Source organism: Paenibacillus sp. JJ1683, from assembly GCF_053006485.1.
Genome location: NZ_CM129820.1, coordinates 5,178,282 through 5,202,812 on the forward strand (window position 1 = coordinate 5,178,282; position 24,531 = coordinate 5,202,812).

Annotated in this window: 15 protein-coding genes; 1 reads left to right on the plus strand and 14 read right to left on the minus strand. The window is 43.7% G+C overall.

Translation table 11 applies throughout. The features are described from left to right. Positions 1-72 precede the first annotated feature (72 nt). Positions 73-11,148, plus strand: coding sequence for a DUF7507 domain-containing protein (locus ACUC6J_RS22305; protein WP_447249432.1), 11,076 nt, complete (start codon positions 73-75; stop codon positions 11,146-11,148). A gap of 159 nt (positions 11,149-11,307) precedes the next feature. On the opposite strand, the gene ACUC6J_RS22310 is transcribed toward ACUC6J_RS22305, so the two are convergent. The 14 genes from ACUC6J_RS22310 to ACUC6J_RS22375 form a co-directional block, all read right to left on the minus strand. Then, the gene (locus tag ACUC6J_RS22310) at positions 11,308-11,505 is read right to left on the minus strand and encodes a cold shock domain-containing protein (protein ID WP_013373372.1); all 198 of its coding nucleotides are present in this window, start codon (positions 11,503-11,505) and stop codon (positions 11,308-11,310) included. 346 nt (positions 11,506-11,851) lie between these two features. After that, entirely contained in the window at positions 11,852-12,190 is a 339-nt protein-coding gene (locus ACUC6J_RS22315; RefSeq protein ID WP_016822931.1) for a hypothetical protein, read from the minus strand. Between the two features lie 3 nt (positions 12,191-12,193). Then, positions 12,194-12,586, minus strand: coding sequence for a flagellar export chaperone FliS (gene fliS, locus ACUC6J_RS22320; protein ID WP_447249433.1), 393 nt, complete (start codon positions 12,584-12,586; stop codon positions 12,194-12,196). Positions 12,587-12,606: 20 nt separating this feature from the next. Further along, on the minus strand, positions 12,607-14,106 hold the full coding sequence (gene fliD / locus ACUC6J_RS22325; RefSeq protein ID WP_123797715.1) for a flagellar filament capping protein FliD: 1,500 nt from the start codon (positions 14,104-14,106) through the stop codon (positions 12,607-12,609). 12 nt (positions 14,107-14,118) lie between these two features. Then, entirely contained in the window at positions 14,119-14,508 is a 390-nt protein-coding gene (locus ACUC6J_RS22330) for a flagellar protein FlaG (protein ID WP_025365979.1), read from the minus strand. A gap of 215 nt (positions 14,509-14,723) precedes the next feature. After that, entirely contained in the window at positions 14,724-15,809 is a 1,086-nt protein-coding gene (gene rfbG, locus ACUC6J_RS22335) for a CDP-glucose 4,6-dehydratase (protein ID WP_447249434.1), read from the minus strand. A 43-nt stretch (positions 15,810-15,852) separates the two neighbouring features. Then, entirely contained in the window at positions 15,853-17,673 is a 1,821-nt protein-coding gene (locus ACUC6J_RS22340) for a glycosyltransferase family 2 protein (RefSeq protein ID WP_447249435.1), read from the minus strand. Then, positions 17,666-18,241, minus strand: a complete 576-nt coding sequence (gene rfbC, locus ACUC6J_RS22345) for a dTDP-4-dehydrorhamnose 3,5-epimerase (protein ID WP_430098312.1) — start codon at positions 18,239-18,241, stop codon at positions 17,666-17,668. The genes ACUC6J_RS22340 and rfbC overlap by 8 nt, the downstream gene beginning before the upstream one ends. Positions 18,242-18,341: 100 nt before the next feature. Next, positions 18,342-19,430 (minus strand): FkbM family methyltransferase, encoded by a 1,089-nt coding sequence (locus ACUC6J_RS22350; protein ID WP_447249436.1) that lies wholly within the window; start codon positions 19,428-19,430, stop codon positions 18,342-18,344. Between the two features lie 320 nt (positions 19,431-19,750). After that, positions 19,751-20,647, minus strand: coding sequence for an NAD-dependent epimerase/dehydratase family protein (locus tag ACUC6J_RS22355; RefSeq protein WP_447249437.1), 897 nt, complete (start codon positions 20,645-20,647; stop codon positions 19,751-19,753). A gap of 2 nt (positions 20,648-20,649) precedes the next feature. Then, positions 20,650-21,345, minus strand: a complete 696-nt coding sequence (locus ACUC6J_RS22360) for a hypothetical protein (protein ID WP_250251357.1) — start codon at positions 21,343-21,345, stop codon at positions 20,650-20,652. 25 nt (positions 21,346-21,370) lie between these two features. Continuing rightward, positions 21,371-22,156 (minus strand): glucose-1-phosphate cytidylyltransferase, encoded by a 786-nt coding sequence (gene rfbF, locus ACUC6J_RS22365; RefSeq protein ID WP_447249438.1) that lies wholly within the window; start codon positions 22,154-22,156, stop codon positions 21,371-21,373. Positions 22,157-22,217: 61 nt separating this feature from the next. Beyond that, a complete protein-coding gene (locus ACUC6J_RS22370; RefSeq protein WP_447249439.1) occupies positions 22,218-23,393 on the minus strand; it encodes a class I SAM-dependent methyltransferase in 1,176 nt (391 codons plus the stop codon). 13 nt (positions 23,394-23,406) lie between these two features. Then, a complete protein-coding gene (locus ACUC6J_RS22375) occupies positions 23,407-24,519 on the minus strand; it encodes a glycosyltransferase (protein ID WP_447249440.1) in 1,113 nt (370 codons plus the stop codon). Positions 24,520-24,531 lie beyond the last annotated feature (12 nt).

Below are 24,531 nucleotides of genomic sequence, written 5' to 3' on the forward strand. Positions count from 1 at the left end.
CAGCTGGCTCTTCCTCTACGAAACCCCCTAAGACAACTAATTAGGAAGAGATGGAAAGTAGGAAGTTAATCCATGGCTTTTATTCAGCGTTATGCAACGAACCAGACCGGGGCTATTACCTTTATAGGAAATACACTCGGGCTGGCACGTTCTACTTCGGTAGGGGTGCCGGGTACAGCGACCAGCATTGGTGCTTTCATCACAACCAATACATCCTCTCGCTTCGGCACATATCCATTTGGCACGACTTCTGCTTTTGCCAGTAACTCATCGACGGCATTCCTTGTGCTCCCTGCGGGCAGTACAGTGCTATATGCTGAGCTTATTTGGGGAGGAAGCTATGCCAACGGCAGTACCAATGTATTGTCCAGCGCCAGCAATCCGATCACATTTCAGACGCCTGCTTTATCTACTACAGTCAGCCCTGAATCTGCAACATCGGTCAACGTCACCAGTCTCAGTACCTATGTGAGAACCGCAAATGTAACAAATTTGGTCATTCAAGGCGGCGCAGGGGCATACACGGTCGGAAATGTAACGGGCACCATCACGGTCCCCGATTCTACCAACACCAACCACGCTGGATGGACACTGGCAGTGGTATACAATAACCCGTCTCTCCCCTTCCGTAACCTATCGCTGCGTGTAGGCGGTGAAGGGGTTAGCAGCGCTACTGGCTCGGTCAACGTGGTAGTGAGCGGGTTTGCCACGCCTGTACAGGGGACTTTGCGCGGCAGGGCGTTAATTAGCGCCCAAGAGGGTGACGTGGATATCACCGGGGATCGTGCGTTATTTGGACCTACCACATCCAGCTTAACTGCGCTGTCTGGGCCCAACAATTTTTCGACTAATTTTTTTGCGTCGCAAATTAACGGGGATGACGGCACATTGGTCACGACGGGGACCTTCGGTACCACTAATGCGGTGAATGGGACACCTGGGACGCAGGTCACGGGGGGACGGCAAGGCTGGGACATTACCAACGTCGATATCTCCTCCACACTGCTAAACAGTCAAACCAGCGGTGTCCTTCAACTAACCACTAATGGCGATATTTATACCGTTAATGCCAATGCCATTCAAATTGATATCAATGCTCCGCTGGTGACCCTAACCAAAACTGCTAGCTCTACGGGGTTGGTTATTGGCGATACAGTTACTTACACGGTTAACATTTCAAATACGGGGCTTGTCAGCGCGTCTAACACAGTACTTACCGATATCATCCCAGCCGGAGCTACCTTTGTACCCGGCAGCGTTATTGTCGCAGGCACTGCCCAGCCCACAGCCAATCCTGCAACAGGTATTACAGTGGGCAGCGTAGCTCCTTCTTCCACGGTAACCATTACATTCCGAGCAATAGTCACCTCGTTGCCAGCCAATGCGCAGCTAGGCAATCAGGCATCGGCAGCCTTTTCCTTTCAAACCGTGCCTGGCGGGCCTGTCATCTCTGGTAGCGTTCCGTCCAATACTGCGAGTACACCGATCTATCAACCCGTTATTGGGATTGTTAAAAGTGCCAATACATCGGCTGCTACAGTAGGAGACACCATTACGTACACGTTTCAAATATCCAACACGGGTAGCATTGCTGCGAATCTCAACTTTACAGAGAGCATCCCGGCGGGCTCATCCTTTGTTCCGGGCAGTGTGACCATTGGCGGTTCTTCCGTGCCTGCTGCCAATCCTGCTGCTGGCTTTTCAGTAGGAACGATTAATACGGGGTCTACTATACCGGTGACCTTCCAGACCCTCGTCAATGCTGTTCCTGCCTCTGGCAACTTGACAGATCAGGCGACTTACACATACACCTTTACGCCACCTGACGGACGTGTATTGAATGGAAACGGCACATCCAACACGCTCACCATTCCTGTATCCTCGCCGAATGTGACCGTGACCAAAGCCTCTTCCTTAGCGGCTGCTGCTGTTGGAGAAACCATTCAGTTTACGATAACCGCCACAAACAACGGCATTGCAAATGTAACCAATGTCGTGGTGACTGATCCGCTACCTAGCGGAGTTGCCTTCGTACCCGGCAGCGTCACTGTAAACGGAACACCAGCTACGACAGCTTCGCCTGTAAACGGGATTCCAATTGGCACTTTGGCTCCAGGCGCATCGGTAACAGTTGTTTTTCGAGCAGCCATTAATTCATTGCCTTCTCCCTCGCAAATCAACAATCGCGCAACTGTCAGCTTTACCTCCGGTGCCTTTACCGGATCATCGTTGTCCAATCTTGTAGCTATACCTGTCGTGATTGCAGCGCCAACGATTACTAAAAGCGCAAGCTCCAACCGTGCCAGCGTCGGTGGAACGATTACTTATTCATTTCTCATCGCCAACACCGGTACAGCCGTGTTAAATACGACCTTAACGGAAACTGTACCGGCAGGCTCCACCTTTATTCCAGGGAGCGTCATTGTTGGCGGATCTTCGGTTCCGGGGGCCAACCCCAATACCGGAATTCCAGTAGGCACAGTGAATCCTGGAGTACAAATTACAGTCTCGTTTCGCACCACAGTAGACTCTCTCCCACCCGGAGGTGGATTAAACGATCAGGGACAGCTCCAGTATTCCTATCAATTGCAAGACGGGAGAACCCTGTCGGGCACACTTCTTTCAAATATCGTTTCCGTATCCATATCGCTCCCCAACGTAGCAGTAACCAAGTCTGCCGGATTCACATCCGTTAGTGTAGGCGAAACGCTAACCTACAGTGTAAATGCCGTTAATAACGGAATTGATCCCATCACCAACGCCGTGATTACCGATCCGCTCCCTAGTAGTGTGTCATTTGTACCCGGGAGCGTAACCGTTGGCGGTTCACCTGTGAGCACGGCTGACCCCAGAAGCGGTATTCCTGTCGGCAACATCAGCGCAGGCGCATCTGTTCTAGTGTCCTATGCCGTGCTGGTCAATGCCGTCCCGTCCGTACAGCCACTGCAAAACACGGCCAGTGTCAGTTTTACCAGTGGCACCTTTACCGGAACCTCCCAGACGAATACGGTTGCTGTGCCCGTTTATCAGCCGCGTATCAGCGTCGCCAAATCTGCAAGTACAACAGCAGCTACGATTGGCGACACGATTTTGTATACCTTGTCGGTCACAAATAGCGGCAACTATAATGCTTCTGTCACGCTGACTGATGCTATTCCTTCCGGGTCTACTTTTATAGAGAACAGCGTGGTAATCAATGGTGTTAGTCAGCCGGGAGCCAGTCCAGCAGCAGGTATTTTTATCGGAACCGTGTCACCGCAAAGCCCGATCACACTGACATTTCAAACTGTAGTGACCACTCTTCCAACGCCATCTGTGCTGACAGACCAGGCCAACGCCGCCATTTCCTTTACGCTGCCTGATGGGCGGGTGCGAACAGATAGCTCATCATCCAACGTGTTATCCATTCCTGTGTCTGCGCCAAATGTGTCCATTTCAAAGACCGCAGACCGTTCCACTACCATTCCAGGCGATTCAGTGTTATACACGCTGACAGTACTCAACAACGGTATCCAGGCAGTGAACAATGTGGTCGTTTCCGATCCGATCCCGCCTGGCTCCCAATTCACTGCGGGCAGCGTAACACTGAATGGCATCGCAGTGGCTAACGGAGATCCGGCATTAGGTATCCCGGTTGGGAGCATTGCCCCAGGAGGAGGGGCGACGATCACGTTCAGGGTCACGGTATCCTCTCCATTGCCGAGCCCACCGCAGCTCACCAATCAAGCGCGTGTCAGCTATACCAGCGGCGCTTTTTCAGGTGTTTCAGTATCTAATCCGGTGACAGTAGCCGTCAATGCTCCAGTGCTAACTGTAAGTAAAATTGCTGATCCCATACGGGCAACGGTTGGCGATATCGTAACGTATTCTGTGGCAGTGACCAACAATGGAAACATTGCTGCTGCTGCCACATTAACAGACAATATCCCCACAGGCTCGGCACTGGTGCCGAACAGTGTGGTCGTTAACGGTACTCCTGCTCCGGGTGCCAGTCCCGCAACAGGTCTGTCTATTGGCTCCATTGCACCAGGAGCCACAACTCAAACAACTTTTCAGGTGGTGATTACTTCCGTGCCTTTACCTCCCCAACTCACCGACCAGGCGAATATCAGCTTTTCCTTTCAACCGCCCGATGGCCGGATTGTTAACGGCAATGTTTCGTCCAATATCGTCACAATTCCTGTTTCATCGCCCAATGTGCAGGTCAGTAAAAGCACCTCGGCAACTGATGCCGTTCCTGGTGATACGATAACCTATACTATTACAGCTACCAATAGTGGGATCGAAATCGTAACAGATGTCCGCGTGACTGATACCATTCCGACAGGCTCCTCTTTTGTTCCTGGCTCCGTTATCGTAAATGGAACAACGCTGCCGTCAGCCAGCCCCTTGACAGGGATTCCAATCGGTTCTATCGCTGCTGGGGCGTCAGCAACGGTCACCTTTTCCGTATCTGTTAACATCCTGCCTGAGCCACCCCAGCTTAGTGATCAGGCCACGGTTTCTTTTACCAGCGGCACACTGAATTTCACCTCACTCTCCAACACCGTTGTCGTTCCCGTTTACCAACCTATTATCAATCTCGTTAAAACTGCTAATATGAGTCAAGCAACCGTAGGCGATACCGTAGTCTATACACTGACCGCCCAAAATACAGGTAATTTAGCAGCAACAGCTACCTTTACCGATGCCATTCCATCAGGTTCCTCCTTTATACCCAACAGCGTCACTGTAAATGGTTTACCTGTTGCCGGGGCTAACCCCCAAACGGGTGTGGTGGTTGGAAATATTGCAGCGGGAGCCTCTGTCGCTTTAACCTTTCAAGTGGTCATTAATGCTGTCCCTACAGGCTTGGGGCTGTTAAATCAAGGTTCAGCCACATTCACTTTCCAGCCTCCAGACGGTCGAACATTAAATGGAAGCGTCCAATCCAATCCGGTGTTTATTCCTGTATCCAATCCAGATGTGACCGTGACCAAAACAGTCAATCAGACGTCTGTAGCCTTTGGAGACACCATAACGTACACCATTACCGCAGCAAACAATGGCATCACACCTGTGACAGGAACGGTCTTTATCGACCCGATTGCCGACGGCACTACTTTTGTACCTAACTCCGTACAAGTCAACGGTGTCACTATACCGGGAGCCAACATTGCCACGGGCGTGTCCGTGGGCACTGTCCCTTCTGCCAGCTCGGCAACGGTCTCCTTCCAGGCCACAGTAACTTCCTTGCCAGCATCAGGTTTGTCAACGGATCAGGCAACGGTCTCCTTTAATTCGGGGGCTTTCGCAGGCCAATCCGTCTCGAATCAAGTCAGCCTGCCTGTATTTCAGCCGATTTTGAATGTGACCAATACTCTGAGCGCAGATCGTGCAACCGTAGGGAATACGCTTGGTTTTGTCATCACTGTCACGAATACAGGCAATGCGCCCGCAGAGACAGTCGTGCTTGATCTGTTATCCAGCTCGCTTAGCCTGAATCAAAATAGCGTGTTGGTCAACGGTGCGCCTATTCCCGGGGCAGACCCGATTACAGGCATTAATATCGGCTCGGTCGCCCCAGGTGCGACGGTAACCGTCTCATTTAGCGCCGTGGTCATATCGGTACCACCTGGCTCTATACTAACCAACCAAGCCACTGTGAACTACACGTTCCAACTGCCGGATGGACGAACATTGACCGGCAGCGGTGCAGCCTTGCCCGTATCCATTCCGATCTCATCACCGAATGTTACAGTCACGAAGGCTGCTGATGTGGCAGTCGCTGTCGTAGGTGATTCGGTTCCCTACGTCATAACTGCGTTCAATAACGGACTCGATCCTGTTACTGGCGTAATCGTCACAGACACCATTCCTTTCGGAACCGTCTTTGTACCAGGCAGCGTTACAATCAATGGTACTCCTGCTGTTACGGCCAACCCGCAAAATGGTATTCCTGTCGGGACGCTTGGAGCTGGTGGCGGAGCCACTATTCGCTTCTTGCTTAGCGTACAATCGTTGCCGTCACCAGCGTCCATTACTAATGAAGCGACCGTCAGCTTTACTTCGGGTGCATTTAATGGATTTTCTGTATCTAATCCCGTTACCATCCCTGTGTACCAACCCATCGTCACTGTATCAAAAAGTGCAGGAACGGGAAGAGCTACGGTTGGAGATACTGTGACCTACACATTCTCTGTTACTAACTCTGGGAACATTGGCGCCGATACCGTCCTTACTGATCCGATTCCAGCCGGGGCTGCCTTTATCCCTAATAGTGTAGTGATCAACGGCACGGCCGCACCTGGCTCAGATCCAACCGTCGGGATTCCCTTAGGTATTATAGGCGCCGCTACGACCGTCGCACTGACCTTCCAGGCAGTTATTACCTCACTGCCCGCGTCAGGTACACTGGTCAATCAGGCGGCCGCTGCTTTCAGCTATCAGCCACCTGATGGCCGTGTCCTGACCGGAAGTGCAGTATCTCCGGCCGTGACCGTCTCCGTCTCTTCGCCGGATGTGGACGTTATCAAGACAGCCTCTGCCACAGTTGCCGTAGTCGGAGATACCATTACTTATACCGTGGTCGCTACGAATAACGGAATCAGCCCAGTCGTGAATGCCGTCGTATCTGATCCACTGCCGCCAGGCACCAGCTTTGTCCCCGGCAGTGTGACCGTGAATAGCACATCTGTGCCTGCTGCGTCACCAATCTCAGGTATCCCTGTAGGCACCATTGCAGTAGGTGGCTCAGCAGCCGTTACATTCCAGGTCTCCGTTGCCAGTCTGCCTCAGCCGCCGCAAATAACCAACCAAGCGACTGTCAGCTTTACTTCAGGCGCGTTGACCTCGTCTTCGCAATCCGATCCGGTGACCTTGCCCGTTTATCAGCCGATCATCGGCCTGACCAAAACCGCTAATACCATCAACACACAGATCGGATCGACATTGGTCTACACCTTGACGTTAACCAATACTGGAAATATCGCCGTTTTACCTGTTCTGTCGGATAACATTCCTGTAGGTTCTGAACTATTACCTAACAGCGTAGTCGTTAACGGCATCCTGGTGCCAGGAGCTTCGCCAGTTACAGGCATAACACTCGGATCACTGGCCCCTTCAGGCAGTATCACAGTAAGTTTCCAAACCATCGTCTCGTCTCTGCCAACTCCGCCTATACTGACCGACCAAGGGCAAGTGAACTTTACGTACTCACCACCGGATGGTAGAGTGCTGAGCGGTACTGTCACATCCAATACAGTTAATGTCGCTGTGTCTGCACCTAATATTCAGGTGACTAAAACATCCAGTCTGGCAGCCGCTGTAGTTGGAGATACGATCAGATATACACTGAGTATTACGAATAGCGGTGTGGATTCCGTCACAGATACTGTTGTAACCGATACAATCCCAGCAGGTACTTCATTCGTTCCGGGTAGTGTCCTTATCGACGGGGTACCTTTCCCTAACGCCTCGCCCATTGCTGGAATTGTCATTGGAAACGTCGCACCTGGAAATACATTTATCGTGAGTTTCCAAACTTCTGTCCAAAGCTTGCCGCAACCACCACTGCTCACGGATATTGCATCCGTCACATTTACCAGCGGAACGTTCACCGGCACTGCCTTTTCCGATCCACTCATCGTCCCTGTGTTCCAGCCGTTAATTACACTTACTAAAGCATCGAGCACTGTTAACGCCTCCGTCGGCGATACACTAACCTATACGATTACAGCTGTGAATAACGGTAATATTGCAGCTGCCCTTACGATCAGTGATAATATCCCTGCCGGATCATCATTCCTTGCCAACAGTGTCAGTATCGCTGGCAGTCCACAACCTGGTGTGTCCATCGAAACGGGCGTCCCGGTTGGATCTGTGCTGCCGGGCGGAACGGTATCCGTAACTTTCCAAACCGTTATCAATGCTCTGCCTAATCCACAGGTACTGGTCGATCAAGCATCAGGCTCATTCACTTTCCAACCGCCGGATGGCAGAACCGTATCAGGATCAGTTGTATCCAACACAGTTAGTATCTCTGTATCTTCGCCAGATGTGAGCATTGTCAAAGGAACAGCAGCTACAGACGCCATTGTCGGCGATATCATCACCTATACCTTGGCTGTCTCCAACAATGGAATCAGTACTGCCAATAATATAGTGGTTTCAGATATCATTGCGGCGGGAAGCTCCTTTGTGAATGGCAGTGTTACTATAAACGGAACCTCCTTCCCTGATGGAAATCCGGGATTCGGTATTGCCATCGGTACACTCATTCCTGGAGCCGTTACTACCGTTACATTCCAGGTTCGAGTTGATTTCTTGCCTACACCTGCACAATTAACCAATCAGGCATCAGTTAGCTTTACCAGCGGGGCATTTACCGGCAGCTCAACATCTAATGTGGTGACTATTCCAGTCTTCCAGCCGATCCTGACAGCAGTCAAAACAAGCAGCACCAACAATGCCACCATAGGTGACACCATCACCTACACGATTGTCGTATCCAACACCGGAAACATTGCTGCCTCAACTACGGTAAGTGACAATATTCCAGACGGCTCCGTATTTCTTCCAAATACAGTGACGATTAACGGCATCGCTGCTCCTGGTGCAAGCCCAGTTTCCGGCATCCCGACTCCAGCTATAGCACCAGGACAATCGGCAACCGTTACTTTCCAAGTGCTGGTATCCTCCATCCCTACAGCTGTACTACTGGTAGATCAGGCTGAGGTAGGCTATCGCTTTAATGCTCCAGATGGCCGAGAGGCTAGCGGATTCCATTTATCCAACATCGTTGAGGTTGCCGTGTCACCGCTAGATATCACCTTAAGTAAAAGCGTAAGCTCACCTTTCGCCACTACTGGCAATACCCTGACGTATGAACTCGTGATTCATAACGAGGATGCGGACACCGTGCAAAATGCCCGTTTGCTGGATACATTGCCAGAGGATATCGAGTTTATTACAGACTCAGTTCAGATTAACGGGTCTACCGTGGCTGGAATTGATCCTAGTGATGGCATACCGATGCCTTCATTAGAAGCGAATACCAAGACCCTTATATCCTTTGAAGTCCGTATCGCAGCTACCGAACAGCCGGGACCGCGTACCAACCAGGCCCGCTTGTTGCTCACAAATGGTGAAGAATCGAGTGCCATTTTATCCAATCCTGTGACGGTTGCTATACTCCAGCCTGTAGTGAACCTTACGAAATTAACCAATACAGAGATCGCACATCCGGGTCAAAGCGTCACCTATTCCATCATCGCGGAAAACACCGGAAATATTGGGGCCTTCGGCTTGTTGGCTGACTTATTGCCACCAGATCTCTCCTTTGTTCCCGGCTCTGTTTCGGTTAATAGAGTTGCTCAATATGGTGCCAGTCCAGAACAAGGTATTACGCTAGGCGCTATTGCACCAGGAGAAAAAACGACTACTGTCTTCTCCGCACTTGTCGTTCGTGTCCCTGAGTCGGGCTTACTAGAGAATCAAGCTTCGCTGACTTACTCCTACCAGTTACCAGATGGACGGAGCCTAGATCAGCAAACCACTTCGCCTTCCGTCTCGGTTAAAGTAGCCGCTGCCGATCAAGGAGCCTTGTCAGCTGTGCTGCACACGACGGTATCTACTGTCGCATTGGGTGATGCTGTGCCTTATCAGCTGACCCTTGTTAATGATGGAGGTTCCGTCGTTACCGACATCGTATTAGCCGATTACGTACCAAGTGGCACCATCATAAATCCGGACAGCTTGAAAATTAACGGTTCTCCATCTGCCTCTAGCAAGCCGGGTGAACCACTCTTTATCGGCAGCTTACAGGCGGGACAGACAATTAACGTATCCTTCACCGTAAATGTTCAATCTCTGCCGGTCGGAGGACGTCTAAATAATAATGTGCGACTTCAGTATGCTGATAGTGGCGGTGCGAGCGAGGTCACCAGCAATACCGTGACTGTAGCTGTTTTCGATCCGCAGCTTTCCGCAAACATCTCCACAGAAAATAAGGAGGCCCTAGCAGGAGAAACCCTGACCTACACGGTACTGCTCCATAACTTTGGCAACATTACTTCAGAAGTTATTCTGCAGAATTTTATTCCTGCCGGAACCATATACATTCCTGGCAGCATCCAGCTGGACGGTCAATCGTTGGCAGAAGCCGATCCTGCTGTCGGAGTTAGTCTAGGTTCTGTGGAACCTGGTCAGTCATTGACCCTGACTTATCAGGTAAACGTATCCGAGACACCACCATCTGGCTACATCGTAAATCAAGCTGCCTTTACCTACTCATTTACATTGCCTGGAGGAAGAATCGTACCAGGCACATTGACTACCAATACCGTGACGATCCCAGTGGTATTCCCACTGCTCGAATTAGTGAAACAGGTGAACACCCATGACGCCTCTGTAGGAGACACACTGACCTTCACCATTCAGATCACAAATAAAGGGGGAATCTCGGCGCAGTATCCGTTGTTCACGGACCCGTTGCCGCATGGACTTGTTTATGTACCCAACAGCCTGACTATCCAAGAAAAAGCACAGCCAGGCGCAAATCCTGGCACTGGTATTACGCTCCCGGATATTGCACCAGGAGAGACGCTCACCCTTACGCTCCAGGCACAAATCCGTGAAGCACCTGCAGATGGTACATTTAGCAACCAGGCCACCATCGAATATACCTCGCGTCGTAGTGGTGGAGAGACCCTGCAGGAAACCGCTCAAACCAACACTGTAGGCGTGGCCGTCATTGCAGCCATTCCTAAACTTACACTTAGCTCCAGCGCTCTGCGTGTCGGGCAAGAAGATACCCTGTCATTCACCGTCCAGGTGGAAAACATCGGCAACACTCCGCTGGAGGAGCTATTGCTCACAGCACCATTCTCAGCCGAAGATTTCCTTGTACTGAGAACCGTCACCGTGAACTCTGTGCCAATTCCGCATCCTAATCTGCTCCAAGGTATCCCGTTAGGCCAGCTTGATCCTGACCATAAAGCCGTCATCGTCTTCTCCTTCGATATCGAATCTGCACTCCGCGCGTACTTGATCGCCCAGGCCATCCTGCGCTATCAATTCCGTTATCCAGACGGACGCGTAGAGAAACAATCTGCCTCCTCCAATACCATTTTTGTGGAGATGGCTGACTTTGACGGTTCTCTAGAGTAAAGGTTCTGTTATGTTGAGCCCCTTACCACCGTGTAAGGGGCTCTTTTATGTATGTAGAAAACATAAAAAAGCCCTGGAATATATTCCAGGGCAGTTGCTAGCGCGTTATCCATTGCTAACCATCTTACCAATTATGTAGGTCGGCTATGCCGGGGATGATTATAATTTGGTTACGTTAGCGGCTTGTGGTCCACGTGCGCCTTCGACGATGTCGAACTCCACGTCTTGTCCTTCTTCAAGTGTTTTGAAGCCTTCTGTTTGAATTGCGGAAAAATGTACAAATACGTCGCCGCCGTCAGCCGTTTCGATGAAACCATAACCTTTTTCTGCGTTAAACCATTTTACTTTACCTTGCATGCACTAACATTCCCTTCGTCATCAAATGAAGTGAAGCTCTCGCCCACATTTTTGACTATACCACCCAAAGTTATCCATTGTCAATTGGAATTGATAATGTTTTCATGTATAGTTATTCCATATATAATACAATGGGTAAATAGTCAACAACTTTGTTCCTTGATCTTCAGAACTTGAACTAGAGCAGACTTACTAATCATGTTTTAAACTACATTTTAGAGTCTGAAACGATAAATTGATAGATCTTTTTGCTTTTGAGGGTTCTTTTCTTTATTTAGAAACTATTTAATTGTTGAAGAAGCTCTCGTCCACATAATAAAGCGTGTTAGACGAGAGCTTCTAGAATTTATTTTCTACGATCCATCAGAAAGCTATCAGGCGTATAGTTAGATTCATAAGCATTGCGTTGCGATTTGGCTATATTTCTTTGAACAAGCCAATTTTGGGCTTCCTGTTTTAACGATTGCATACGCTGATCAATTAACGCATCATAGCTTAGAATAGACTCTAACTTCATTTTTTGTTCTTCTGTCATCGGTGAATTTTCCAAGGCATTTACCAATTGATCCACCTTCATTTGACGAACTTCGACAAAAATCTCAACTTCCTCGTAATTTGTCTCATTCAGTCGAAGTATGAATTGTTGGGTTAGTTGCTCCAATTGGGATAAAACTTCATTGATCATAGCTTACTGTTCCGTTGACAATGACATACCTGCCGTTAGCTTGTTCACTGCAATCCAAGTTTCACGTAATTCTTGCAGATAACCCAGCACTTCTTCACCTGACTCAATCTTTTTCTTGATATTCGTTTGAATCAATAAATAGTTCATATACTCATATAAAGCATATAAATTTTTGGAAATATCATACGAGTAGTTTAAAGTAGACATTAACTCACTAATAATACTTTGTGCTTTGCCCAGGTTTATGTTTGCTTTAGCAATATCATTAGATGATATCCCTTCCAGACCTGCCTTTACAAAGCGAATAGCACCGTCATATAACATAATAATGAGCTGCCCTGGCGTAGAGGTCTGCACCGAAGACTGTTTATACTTTTCATAAGGAGATGAGATCAAACGAATCACCCTTTTCTAGACTATTGTAAAAAGCTTGTCAAACTGGACGACTGCGACTGGTACTTGCTCATAGCCTTTTCCATAGCCGAAAACTGCTTGTAATAGCGTGTTTCAGCATCAGCGAGTTTTTGGGTCATCTCTTTAATATCGCTGTTATAGTTCTTAAGCTGCTTTCCCATTATACTGTCAGCCTTTAAGGTCATACTAGCATTTGTATCGAATTTTGATGTACCTGCTTTTTTTACAAACATGTCTAACGTAGTATCAAGCTTACTTCTCAACTCGCTAAAGATGGGCTTGCTGTCTACATCAGCAGAGGACCCTTTGAATATATTCATAACCTTATCAGGATCTGTTGTCAAAGCTGCCTTCAGCTTCTCTTCATTAATTTGTAATTTCCCATTCTCGTAGTATTGGCCTGTTGTAATACCAACCGCACTCAAACCGCCTAATTTACTGGAAATAGTCATACGCATTGAAGAGACAGCAGAACTTAAAATTGAATCATTTTTGAGGAGACCACTTTTTGCCTTTTCTTCCCACTGCTTAATTTCATCTTCCTTCATGTCTTTCCTTTGATCGGCTGTCAGTGGAGGAAAATCGCGATACTTTTGTTCACTTAGTTTCGTATTAAATGTACTTAGTAGGTCATTATAAGTATCCACAAAAGATTTAATGGTCTCCATAGCTTTTGTTGGATCTGACTGGGTTGTGATTTTAGCTGGTCCAGTAGTTCCAGTAGTCTCTAACAGAGTCAGCGACACTCCATTAACGACAAGGGAATTGTTATCAGGATTATAAGTTTTGGAACTCGAATCTGCAGTATTCGTTACTATAACTTCCCCTTTTTCAGCCGCCTTTACATCTGTAGAACTAATTTGGAATAAATCCATAAGCGTACTGCTTTTAACCTGCTTATCAGCACCAGTTAATTTAATATTATTTTTATCCCCATAATCTTTAGCTGTAATGGAGAACTTACCACTGATTTCATCAAAAGTCGCTGTTACATTCGCCCCTTCTGAATTGATGCGGCCCATCACTGCAGATATTGTATCAGTTTTCAGAAACGTGATTGTTTTGTCATTAATATTTAACTCATAAGTATCAGACGCGCTGCCACCTGCAATTTGCTCCAATGTTGTATTTTTAGTAGCATCTGCTGTACTGCTGCCCGCTGTACGTAGACCTGTAGAGGTCTGCATATTGGACTTTGTTGCTAACTTGTTAACGACTACAGACATAGGTGTAGAGCTAGCATCAGCATTAGCCTCCGCTTTAATAGCCGTTGTATTACCAGTTAACGTTGCTTTCTGAGTGTTCATTGCCTCTGACTTACTCATGCTCGATAGTTTGTCTCTAAATTGAACAATTTTAGTATTTAATTCGCGGTAGCTATCACGCGTCCACTCTAATGTCTGCTTCTGCTGATTCAGCTTGTTTAACGGGGTTTTCTTGGCAGTCATTAAGGATGTAACCATGCTATCTATATCCATTCCTGAAAAGCCATTTATACGCATCTAATTGCCTCCTTATACCTTTTCATCTATGAGAATTCCTGCAATCTCCATCATCTTTGCTACTAAATCAAGCGTCTTTTCAGGAGGAATCTCCCGGATCAATTCTCCTGTGTCTTTATTGAGGACTTTGACCAATATCTGATGTGTTTTTTCATGCACACTCATTTCCAACGTAGTTGTAGGTCCCTGAAGAGCCTTAACTGCTTTATCTATTGCCTTAATAAGTTGCTCATCCCCCATGGAGAATGAAACTCCCTGCCTTTCAAGTTTGCTTAATTCTGATCCACTTCTTACGGCTTGTATTAGTTGGTTATCCTGATGAGCTACAGCCTCGCTATGTTGACTTATCCCGCTTGTATTACCACTCACCACATTTGTCGAAAGAGAGAATTGCAGATTCATCTTACAACCTCCGATGGGATTATTTATTATATTTATCGGTTCGCAATGCACGAGTTTGAATAGAATATTTAAAAATTGATGACCTCTATATATAAGGGTCATTGAAATTGCAAGCTTTCATTTTTAACATATATAAAATAAAAGGTAGAACCTTCAAAACTTTCCGCTTGAAAGCCCTACCTTATTCATATGATAACTAAAGGAATAACTTTCTGTTATCCACCCAAACAATCTGCTTCATAATCAGCAATCTGCTGCTCACACAGTTCCTTTATATCTCTGCCTTGCAAATAACCAACAACCCATTGAATAGTAGCATCCAATGCTCTATCCAATTGCCACCTTGGAGCCCAGTTAAGCTCTTTCAACGCCTTGGAGCAGTCCAGCTTAAGCATATTCGCTTCATGCATATGATCCTGTCTTATTACCTTATACCCAGGGTGTACATAAGGCCATCTGCTAAGCATTTGTTCGACTATCCATTCAACTGACCTAGCATCCCAGTCTCGCGGTCCAAAATTCCAAGCTTGCGCATATTCCTCGCCTTCCAGATATAGACGTTGACAAAGCATTAGATACCCAGATAACGGCTCCAGTACATGCTGCCAAGGACGAACAGCTTCGGGATTTCGGATTGAAATTTGTTCTCCATTCGTCAAAGCTCTGATTAAGTCAGGAATCAAACGATCTTCAGCCCAATCGCCTCCTCCAATCACATTTCCTGCTCGTGCTGTAGCTACTCTGATATCGGATGATTGAAAAAAGGATCGCCGATATGCTGACGTAATCAGTTCTGAGCACGCTTTACTGCTCGAATAAGGATCATATCCACCTAAAGGTTCATTCTCACGGTATCCCCAATGCCACTCTTGGTTTTCATAACATTTATCTGTTGTTACATTTAAAATCACCCGTACTGAACTACAGGTACGAGCTGCCTCCATTACATTTACCGTTCCCATCACATTTGTACTATAAGTCTGAACTGGATCTTCATATGACTTTCGGACCAAAGGTTGCGCTGCCATATGAATGATAATCTCTGGGTTTACCTTATGCAAAGACCGTCTTAGCATCTCCAAATCAGCCACATCACCGATAGTCGATTCCACCAGAACGTTCTCTACATTACCTAACTCATATAAAGCTGGGCTAGTGGGGGCTGGCAGAGAGTAACCTGTCACCTTTGCGCCCATGCTATGAAGCCACAGACTAAGCCAGCTCCCTTTAAATCCTGTATGTCCTGTAAGGAACACATTTTTCCCAACCCAAAAACTACGATCAACCATGCCTGATTTCATCATAGGTGCTCCTGACTTTTATAAAAATTCTTTTTGATTAAGCCTATTGTAAAGTAGCCTGATAGTCCATTTGATAGATTCCAAAAGTAGAGTGTAATAATGACTCCAAATATTTCGATTCTAATTCTCTGCCGCCAGTTAGAAACTTGGCCAAATCCTCTACGACTTGATTACTCTCAGAGCTGCGTTCTGGAGCAATATTGATAAAAGAGGTTGGTTCAAAACCATGAGTCCTCGCCTGCAAATAAAGCATATCCCGTATATAAATTTTGCGATTGTGTATGGAATTTGAAGAATTGAGCATTTCATATAGAGCCTCTATGCTTATGCTATTGTTAACCATAAAAATTAGCTTCCCATTAGTATTCATAATCTTGGAAAGATTACGGAAAATGGTATCCAAATCGTCAGAGTAACAATCAAGAGGCTTTTCAATATAGACTAAGTCAATCTTACCATCAAGCTCTTCTGGTAAATAACGCAAATTATCCAGCAAGAATACATTTTCTGAAATGGAACTCACATCTGCTTCGTACTTCTGTTCTGTTGTACATATGGATAGTTGTGGTTTAATACCATAAGTTGACCATATATGATTTTTAATTTGGAGCAAAGTAGCTCCGCATTTTACATCAACCCCGAGAATAGACTTCACACTGGACAAATGGCTGAAATCAAGCCTCATATAAGCCGCACTCATACGTGCATCCAACCAAGCGTCCAAACCATATTTATCTATAAAGGTTTGTCTTCCTTCTTCTAAGGAATTCGTCTGATGATCACTGGCGGTGGTTAAGCTCCCATAGTGGTGCGTCACTGTATCCGCACAATAAACGAGCTTGTATCCAGCGCGTCTGATTTTGAAACTGATGTCATCGTCTGAAAATTCACCACGGAAAAAGCGAGTGTCATAATAACCAATTCGATCCAAAAGTGCTGTGGGACAACATAAAACATTGGGCAACAGCACCACACGTTCTTCCCATTTTGTAGGGTCACTTACATTGTATTCTCTGGCTTTTTCTTGAAAATCCTCTTTGGATGAGAAGGGTATTGAAATTTGCTGCATATTGGATATGAAAGTAGCCCCTGGAGACACATAACCAATTTCAGGATCTGATTCAATACAAATCATCAAATTCTTCAACCAGTTTGGCGTAAAAATAAAATCGTTGCATACCGCAGCAGAATATTTACCTTCTGCCGCCATTAGACCTATATTGAAGCCTTTCACAACATGCAAGTTATACTTCAAATGGATGACCTTTGCACCAGGAATGGAATCAAAATACTCTTTTGTTCCATCTGTTGAGCCATTATCTACTAAAATTAATTCAAACTCTACATTGTCTGTGTTCATTAAAATGCTCTCCACACAATCGCGTGTATAATTGAGATTATTGTACGCGACCAAAACGACACTAACTTTACAGCCGGCTTTTTCCCCTAGTGCCGCAATATCACCATGATTAACGATTCCTACTTCTGGATAAAGACGCGGATAGTCCTGCTTGTCAACGAAATCCTCCACGATATAAGCAATTTCAAACTCCAAAATCCGGAACAGAGATCTAACATGAAAGCGAAAATCATATAAAAATGCCTCTACATTTTCATTGATTGCATTCTGTTTAAGATGTTCAATATAGAACATAATATTAGCTTTAATCTCTTTTACACGGTTAGGCACAGACACATTTGACGTGGCATTTTCGAGCGCATACAGCAACTCAACCATATTATCAAATATTATGATGTCAGATAGGTTTAGCTCTCCACGATGGATACAATCTTCCAAATAACAAATTGCCTCATGTCCAGACTGTAAAGTTTCAAGGATCTGTGTTGCCGTATAATTATTCATGTCCTACTCCCTCACACAAAATCATTCCATCGGTACTTATATTAAAGTCTTTCCACTGTTCATCCTTCGAGGAAATAATAAGCCCGTCCTTAAGAGGCCATTCTATTCCAAAGGCTTTATCATTCCAACGAACTCCAGACTCATGAGAAGGAGTATAGTACTCACTGACCATGTAATGAATGCTCGTGTTTTCCGTCAGCGTCTGGTAACCATGAGCAAAACCCTTCGGGACATATAAAGACAAACGGTTTTCCTCAGACAAAGTTAGTCCAAACCATTTTCCGAAGGTGGGGCTTTTACGGTTAAGGTCTATAATAACGTCGTAGATGGCTCCATGAAAGCAAGAGACGATCTTGTCCTCGCAGTAGGGAGGTAGCTGAAAATGCATTCCCCTTAGCGTATTAGGATATCGATTGAATGCCATATTGGATTGAACCATATCAAAATAAATTCCATGCTTAGAAAACGTTTTTTTGCAAAAGCTTCTGGCAAAATAACCGCGGCTGTCCTCAATAGGCTCCATTTCAATCACCGCTGCCTGATGCAAAGGTGCTGGCTGAACTAACATGTTTACTCTCCTTATTGCTTTAAATATTTTGAGAGACTCTACTCAATTTTCTATCTGATATATGATTTGATTGATCTTATTGTGCATTTCGTTCGACTCACTAAATCTGTAACTCTTCATTAGTCGGTTGATGTAAATGGGAATTTTTATGTTTTAATAGCTTGGGACTAACGTCATAACATATTTTAAAAGAAGTAGAGTTAAGTATTGAAGTATCTTTAACCGCCAGCATGTTAAAACCATGAGGAGGACCTTCAAGAAACACTCTATCTGGAGGAATGATTTCAATTGGTAAATCTGTCATATCAACATTTGAATTGTAATCTCTTATTGCGAAAACCGAATATCCAAATTTCTTAAGATATTTAATTATTTCACTGTTTTGAAGACCATTACTCCAATCTACATAGCTTCTGTGTACTTCGAAAACAATGGTTGGTGCCTCCGAATCAGGAAGATTCAATTGCTTTTCAGCTCCCTGTAAAACAGAATACTCTAACCCCTCGATATCGAGCATGATTAAATCAAGTTTTCGTATTTGTTCTCTCTCCAAGTAGTCACCAATCGAAACTGTAGAAAAGATATCTTTATTCACCTGCGTAGTTTCGTTCACAACAGATTCAGCATGAGCAAACGAATCTTCTCCTACAAGACGAAAGGAACTCTCACTATCTTTCCAAAGCCCCATTCTCCATGCTTTTAAGTTATTTAATCCATTGATCTTAGCATTATGATTTAACATATTGAATTGATCCAAATTCGGTTCAAATGCATGTACAACTCCATTGTTATTTTTAATTTCGTTAGCCAGCAATATAGCCTGATCACCGAAATAAGCCCCGCCAATTAGGACTTGTTTTAAATTTTTACTCAGCAGTAATAATAATTTCGTTGTTTGAGGTTCCCAAACATGATCAGGTACTTCAGGAGTTGACATTAAAAAGTCCCTTGCAATTTTAGTTCTGTAATAAAAATCAAATACCAACCCATTGGAAAGTTGCTTTCTAAAAATATTATTTTCATTATACATAGCATCTAAAATAGGACCTGTTATTTCATCCCTAATACTCCCTTGTGGGTAATGCAATAGTTCTTCTATTTCCTTAAACCAAGTCAGTGTTTTACTTCTTAATTCTTCATTTTGTCCAATTAGTAGGAGAGTTTGTTGTAATTTGTTTAATAATTCCATAAGTACCTTCCCTTTACTTTTTTATTTAATGATTTATTTAATAATATTCAGAATCTTCCCCATTCTCACCTGTTCTTACAATATCAATTGCAAAATAGTCTGATATATAGTTAAAATAATCTCTAATTATTCCATCATTCTTTGAATATTCTTGCCCCTTCTCTCATCGCAATGAATCTTAATAAAACATTTATCGGAAAACATTGTTCTTTCTATGAATTCCTTATAATGGGTATAATTATAACAGTAAAAATAAATCGCAACTCCGGGAAAATACCCAAGCCGAAGTTCAGCAAATCATAATTGCTATTTCCTTTCTGTTAATGCGCTAGAAGAACTTTAAGCATTTCATTCACAAATATCCCCATATCATCTGTGGGTAAAATTTCGGGATTATTATATAAACTTGTAAACTGAAATTTAACGGCTTGGCTATCTCCTTCTGGGCGAATGATTTGCACAGGAAGATTAAAGCTTTCCAACGCAACCTTTTGAACAAGGTGTGCATAATGCAAAACGCTCATAGTTTCTTTTCCATAAGCATGTAAAATTCGATTAACTGGTCGTTTTTCCAATATCCATAGTATTTTTTTCAACACATCAGAAATACCCACAAAGTTGCGAATCTGGCTCCCTGAAGTTAAAAGAGTTATTTTTTGCTGGTCAACCGCTTCCTTGCAAAATAGAAAAGGTATCAAATTCCATCTCTTGAATCTTTCAATACTTGCTGGGACTCCAAAAAGATTAGACGGACGAACTATCCATGCATTGATCTGTTTGTTGCGATCAAACATTCTAGCAGTCTGTTCAGCTGTATAATGTGCAAGTCCATAGTCATTACTTGGCGTGACGCAGGTATCCTCTCTTAATAGTCCACTTTGTTTTCCGAAGACATGAAAACTAGAAAGATATATAAAATCTCGAATGTTATTATTCTTACAAAAATCAATTGCTGCATGTATTCCAGCTGCATTTTCTGATAAGGCACGATAAGGATCGTGTCTGTAAAGTTCTTCATTTGGTGAAACAGTGTGTATCATCACATCAATACCAGAATAATTTAAGAGTGATACCTTTGATGGAACCGAAAAATCCATCATAATGTCCCCGTCTAAGTCTCGTGTGGCTGTGATAACTTTATAATTATTATTTTTCAGCAACTGTGCTATATGAAGGCCTATATAACCGTTAGCACCGCTGATTAAGACTGTCTTCACTCTCAAAGATCATCTCCATCTGGTATGATTGGAACATTGAAAAACGACTGGGCCCATGGTGTTTTAGCCCTTTTAATAGCATGCTGTCCTGTATCGATGTGGCGATAATAGAGCGATCTGCTATCCAGATTCCTATTTCTAAGTAAGGCTTGGTTTCCAATTGTAACTAGATCGCCCACAGTACAATCTCCGATAATCGATGACTGAGGAGCCAAAATAACTCCTTTCCCCAGCTTAGGATAAATTCCATTAATAGCCCCCACAGTACACCCTTGATAGCACACAAAAAAATCGCTGTAGGATGCTTTACCCAATACAACACCACCATGTAGGATGAGAAAAATGTTGGGCATATTTGCATCGTACATGCATACTACCCCGTTTAAAGCCTTATTTAGATAAAAAAGCTTGGATGCCAACTCAGAATCATCAAATCTCTTCCATACTGAATTAGACAAAAACCATAAAAATAGCGTGTATTGATCTGAATGTAGATGTGAGAAAAATGTATTACCTTGGTGATGGTAAGCTTGTAAGGCTATATGCTGAAAACAATACTCAGTACGTTCAAGCGCATGATCAAACGAATCTTTAAATAATTTATCTTTACTTAACAAGTCATTATCAGGATAAAAATTATTTAACTGGCGAAGAACATAATTATGCAGTTCATCCATCGTTAAAGTTAGTTTAAACATGCTACTTCACTCCATAGAACTTGTTTTACGAACTCGACCATACTTTCCAAGGAGCCTTTTGCTTCTCCCAAAGCTCATCAAGGATAATCTTTTCACGTATAGTGTCCATAGGCTGCCAGAAGCTATGGTGTCTAAAAACGTTCAATTCCCCATCGCGGGCTAAGTTTTGCAAAGGCTCCTGCTCTAAAATTGTTTTCTCCGTGTCTTGAATATAATTGAAAACTTGAGGCTGGCAAACCATGTACCCACCATTAATCCAGCCTCCATCTCCTTTTACTTTTTCAGTAAATCCTCTAACAGACTCACCTTCCAATTCAAGTCGACCAAATCTTCCATCTGGTTGTACTCCGGTAATGGTAGCCAATTTCCCACCTTCCCTGTGGCAATTCACCAGTTCTTCAATATTAATGTCTGCCAAGCCATCGCCATATGTAAGCATAAATGGGTTATTCCCTATATAAGGTTCAATACGCTTTATACGGCTACCAGTCATTGTATTTAAGCCTGTCTCGACCAAAGTGACTTTCCATGGTTCAACTGAATTTTGGTGAACTTCGACAGCGTTGCCAGAGGTGAAGTCGTAGGTAATTGCTTCTGACATATGGCGATAATAATTCGCAAAATACTCTTTAATAATGTATCCTTTGTAACCCAAACAGATAATGAATTCATTATAGCCATAATAAGAATAGGTCTTCATGATATGCCAAAGTATTGGGGCATCCCCTATTTCAATCATGGGTTTAGGTCTTAAATGGGATTCTTCGCTAATTCGTGTTCCCCGGCCTCCTGCTAAAATAACAACCTTCATCCCCGCTCACATCCTTACTTAGATTTCACCCTGTGCAATCTCACCAACTAGGTACACCAAATTACTTTTTTTCACTTTCAAGGAAACATTCCAACCATATATTGAAACTCTCGATAACTCTCGATTCCAGCACAAAAAGAGCTCGCGGAAAATCATTATTACACGTAATTTGAAAATCTAATAAAGCACTCTTTAGCTCATTCGTTTTAATTTTTAAGTCTTTATTATAAAGTTTCTCACAAAGCGGAATCATTACTTTCTCCAGCTGACTTGCTGCCTGTACCGTATCTGCAGTAAGAATTTGAAGCATATCTGATTTACCCTCTGTGATGTTTTTGTATATAAATTGAATTGCTTCCTTCATAGTATCAACCAATTCTAAAGTATCCTCTCGATCCACCGACTCCATTTTTAATAACAAATCTTTGTCTTCTTGAGTAATTCTCTTATACCAGACAAGACTTTGATTGAACCGATTATAGGATCTGCCAAAAATATCTTCCAAGGCTTTAATTACTCCTGTATGATAACCCTCTATACCGTCTAAATGCTTATTATTACCATGCAAAAGATGAGGAGGAAGTTCATCTGCATAGCACTCACAATCATGCCCTATTAATAGTCCGCCTACCTTAATTTTCCTTATTCCTTTGATTATATCCTGATAAACATAGTCATACGTATGGTTAGCGTCCACAAAAATAATATCAAAATAATCATCCTGCAGAATGTCCATACCCACCGTTGAATCACACACAATAGGTTTTATATTGTCGTAAACACCAGCATATCTCATTACACTTTTAAAATGTTCGAATGCATTCTCATAATTTGCAATATTATGGCTTGCTGTATCTGGACTACCTTGCCATGTATCCATACAAAATAGGAAATTACTATCTGAGAACGTTTTAAGACTATTGGCAAAGAAATAACTTGAACACCCGAACCAGCTTCCCACCTCTAAAGCCCTGATCTCCGAATGCTTTCCAGCCATTAATTCATTGTATACAAGGCTTGTAAGTGCCACGATATCAATCATGGTAGTTTCGCCGTAAGTGTACTTTTGTATAGTTGAATAGTTTTCCAGCATATGAATATATTCCTGTAGCAGCTTAGACGAACTTATCGTTGTAAAGTTATTATGAATCCCCCCGAAATGCAGAACAGTTTCCGAAGTGTTATTTTGTGTATTTACCAACTTAACTTCATCATTTTGGAATGTAATTTCGATCACTAGAGTTCCCCCATTAATTTAGATGTAATAAAAGGTCAAGCTTATCGCATATATTAGTCCAGTTAAAATTAGTTTCTGCGAAATTTTGAATTTCACAACACGTCTGCTCCAATCTTATACTGTCATTACAAACCTCAATTAGTAATTCAGACAATCTGTAATAATCATCTATGGGAAAAAGAGTTCCAAACGCGCTTTCATTAGTGATATCAAAAGCCGGGTCAAGTTCGGTCGAGACGATAAAGCACCCGTTTTTAGCAGCTTCCGTGAAAACCAAGGGGAATCCTTCGTATCTCGAAGTCAAACAAAAAATTTTAGCTTGTCTATATTCATTTTCAATAACCTTTCTATTTTCTATAGAGCCGACTAATTCAACCCTGTCTCTCAGCTCTGGATTTTCAGTGAAAAACTCATGTACATATTCGATAAAATGTTCCTCAACATTCCCAACAAGTTTAAGCTTCCAGTCAGGAATTTCTGAAGCTGCTAATTTAAATGCCTCTAACATAGTTTCATTAGCTTTTTGGTGAGTTCCAATTCTTCCAACCGTTAAAATAACATTTTCCTTTTCATTAAAACCCACACTTGGACTTGAATGGAAATTGTAAAATCCATTAGGAACATACTCTATTTTCAAGGGCCACTTTTTGTTTAAATAATGGTATAGTCTCTTGCTTTCAACGCTGATTACATCACATTTTTTAAGTGTCTCAAATAGATCCTCCGTTAAATCAATACTATTCATCCAATATATATTTGCGTCCAACTTTAAATAAATCTTTCCCTTTGGATTTATAGCTTTGTATTTCTCCATCCAACTCAGCGTAAATGGATAAATTCCCATTAAGAATAATATATCAATCTCTTTTGCTCGTTTTGTAAGATAATTATTACCATCAGTTAAGATATCTCCTCCATTTTCAACAGAATCAATCTTCAACCCCTTAACTTCTGCCTCTATATAAGGGAAATCCTCAATACCATAACATGCTATTGCAGAATCATAATTATGATATTTATGAAGAATAAACGGTATCATTCCAAGATCTTTAGTTAGATGGACATTTAAACATTCTGGCCACAGGGCTACCAGACGTGGTTTGTTTTTTACTGTGAAATTATTCATAATAAACTCCTT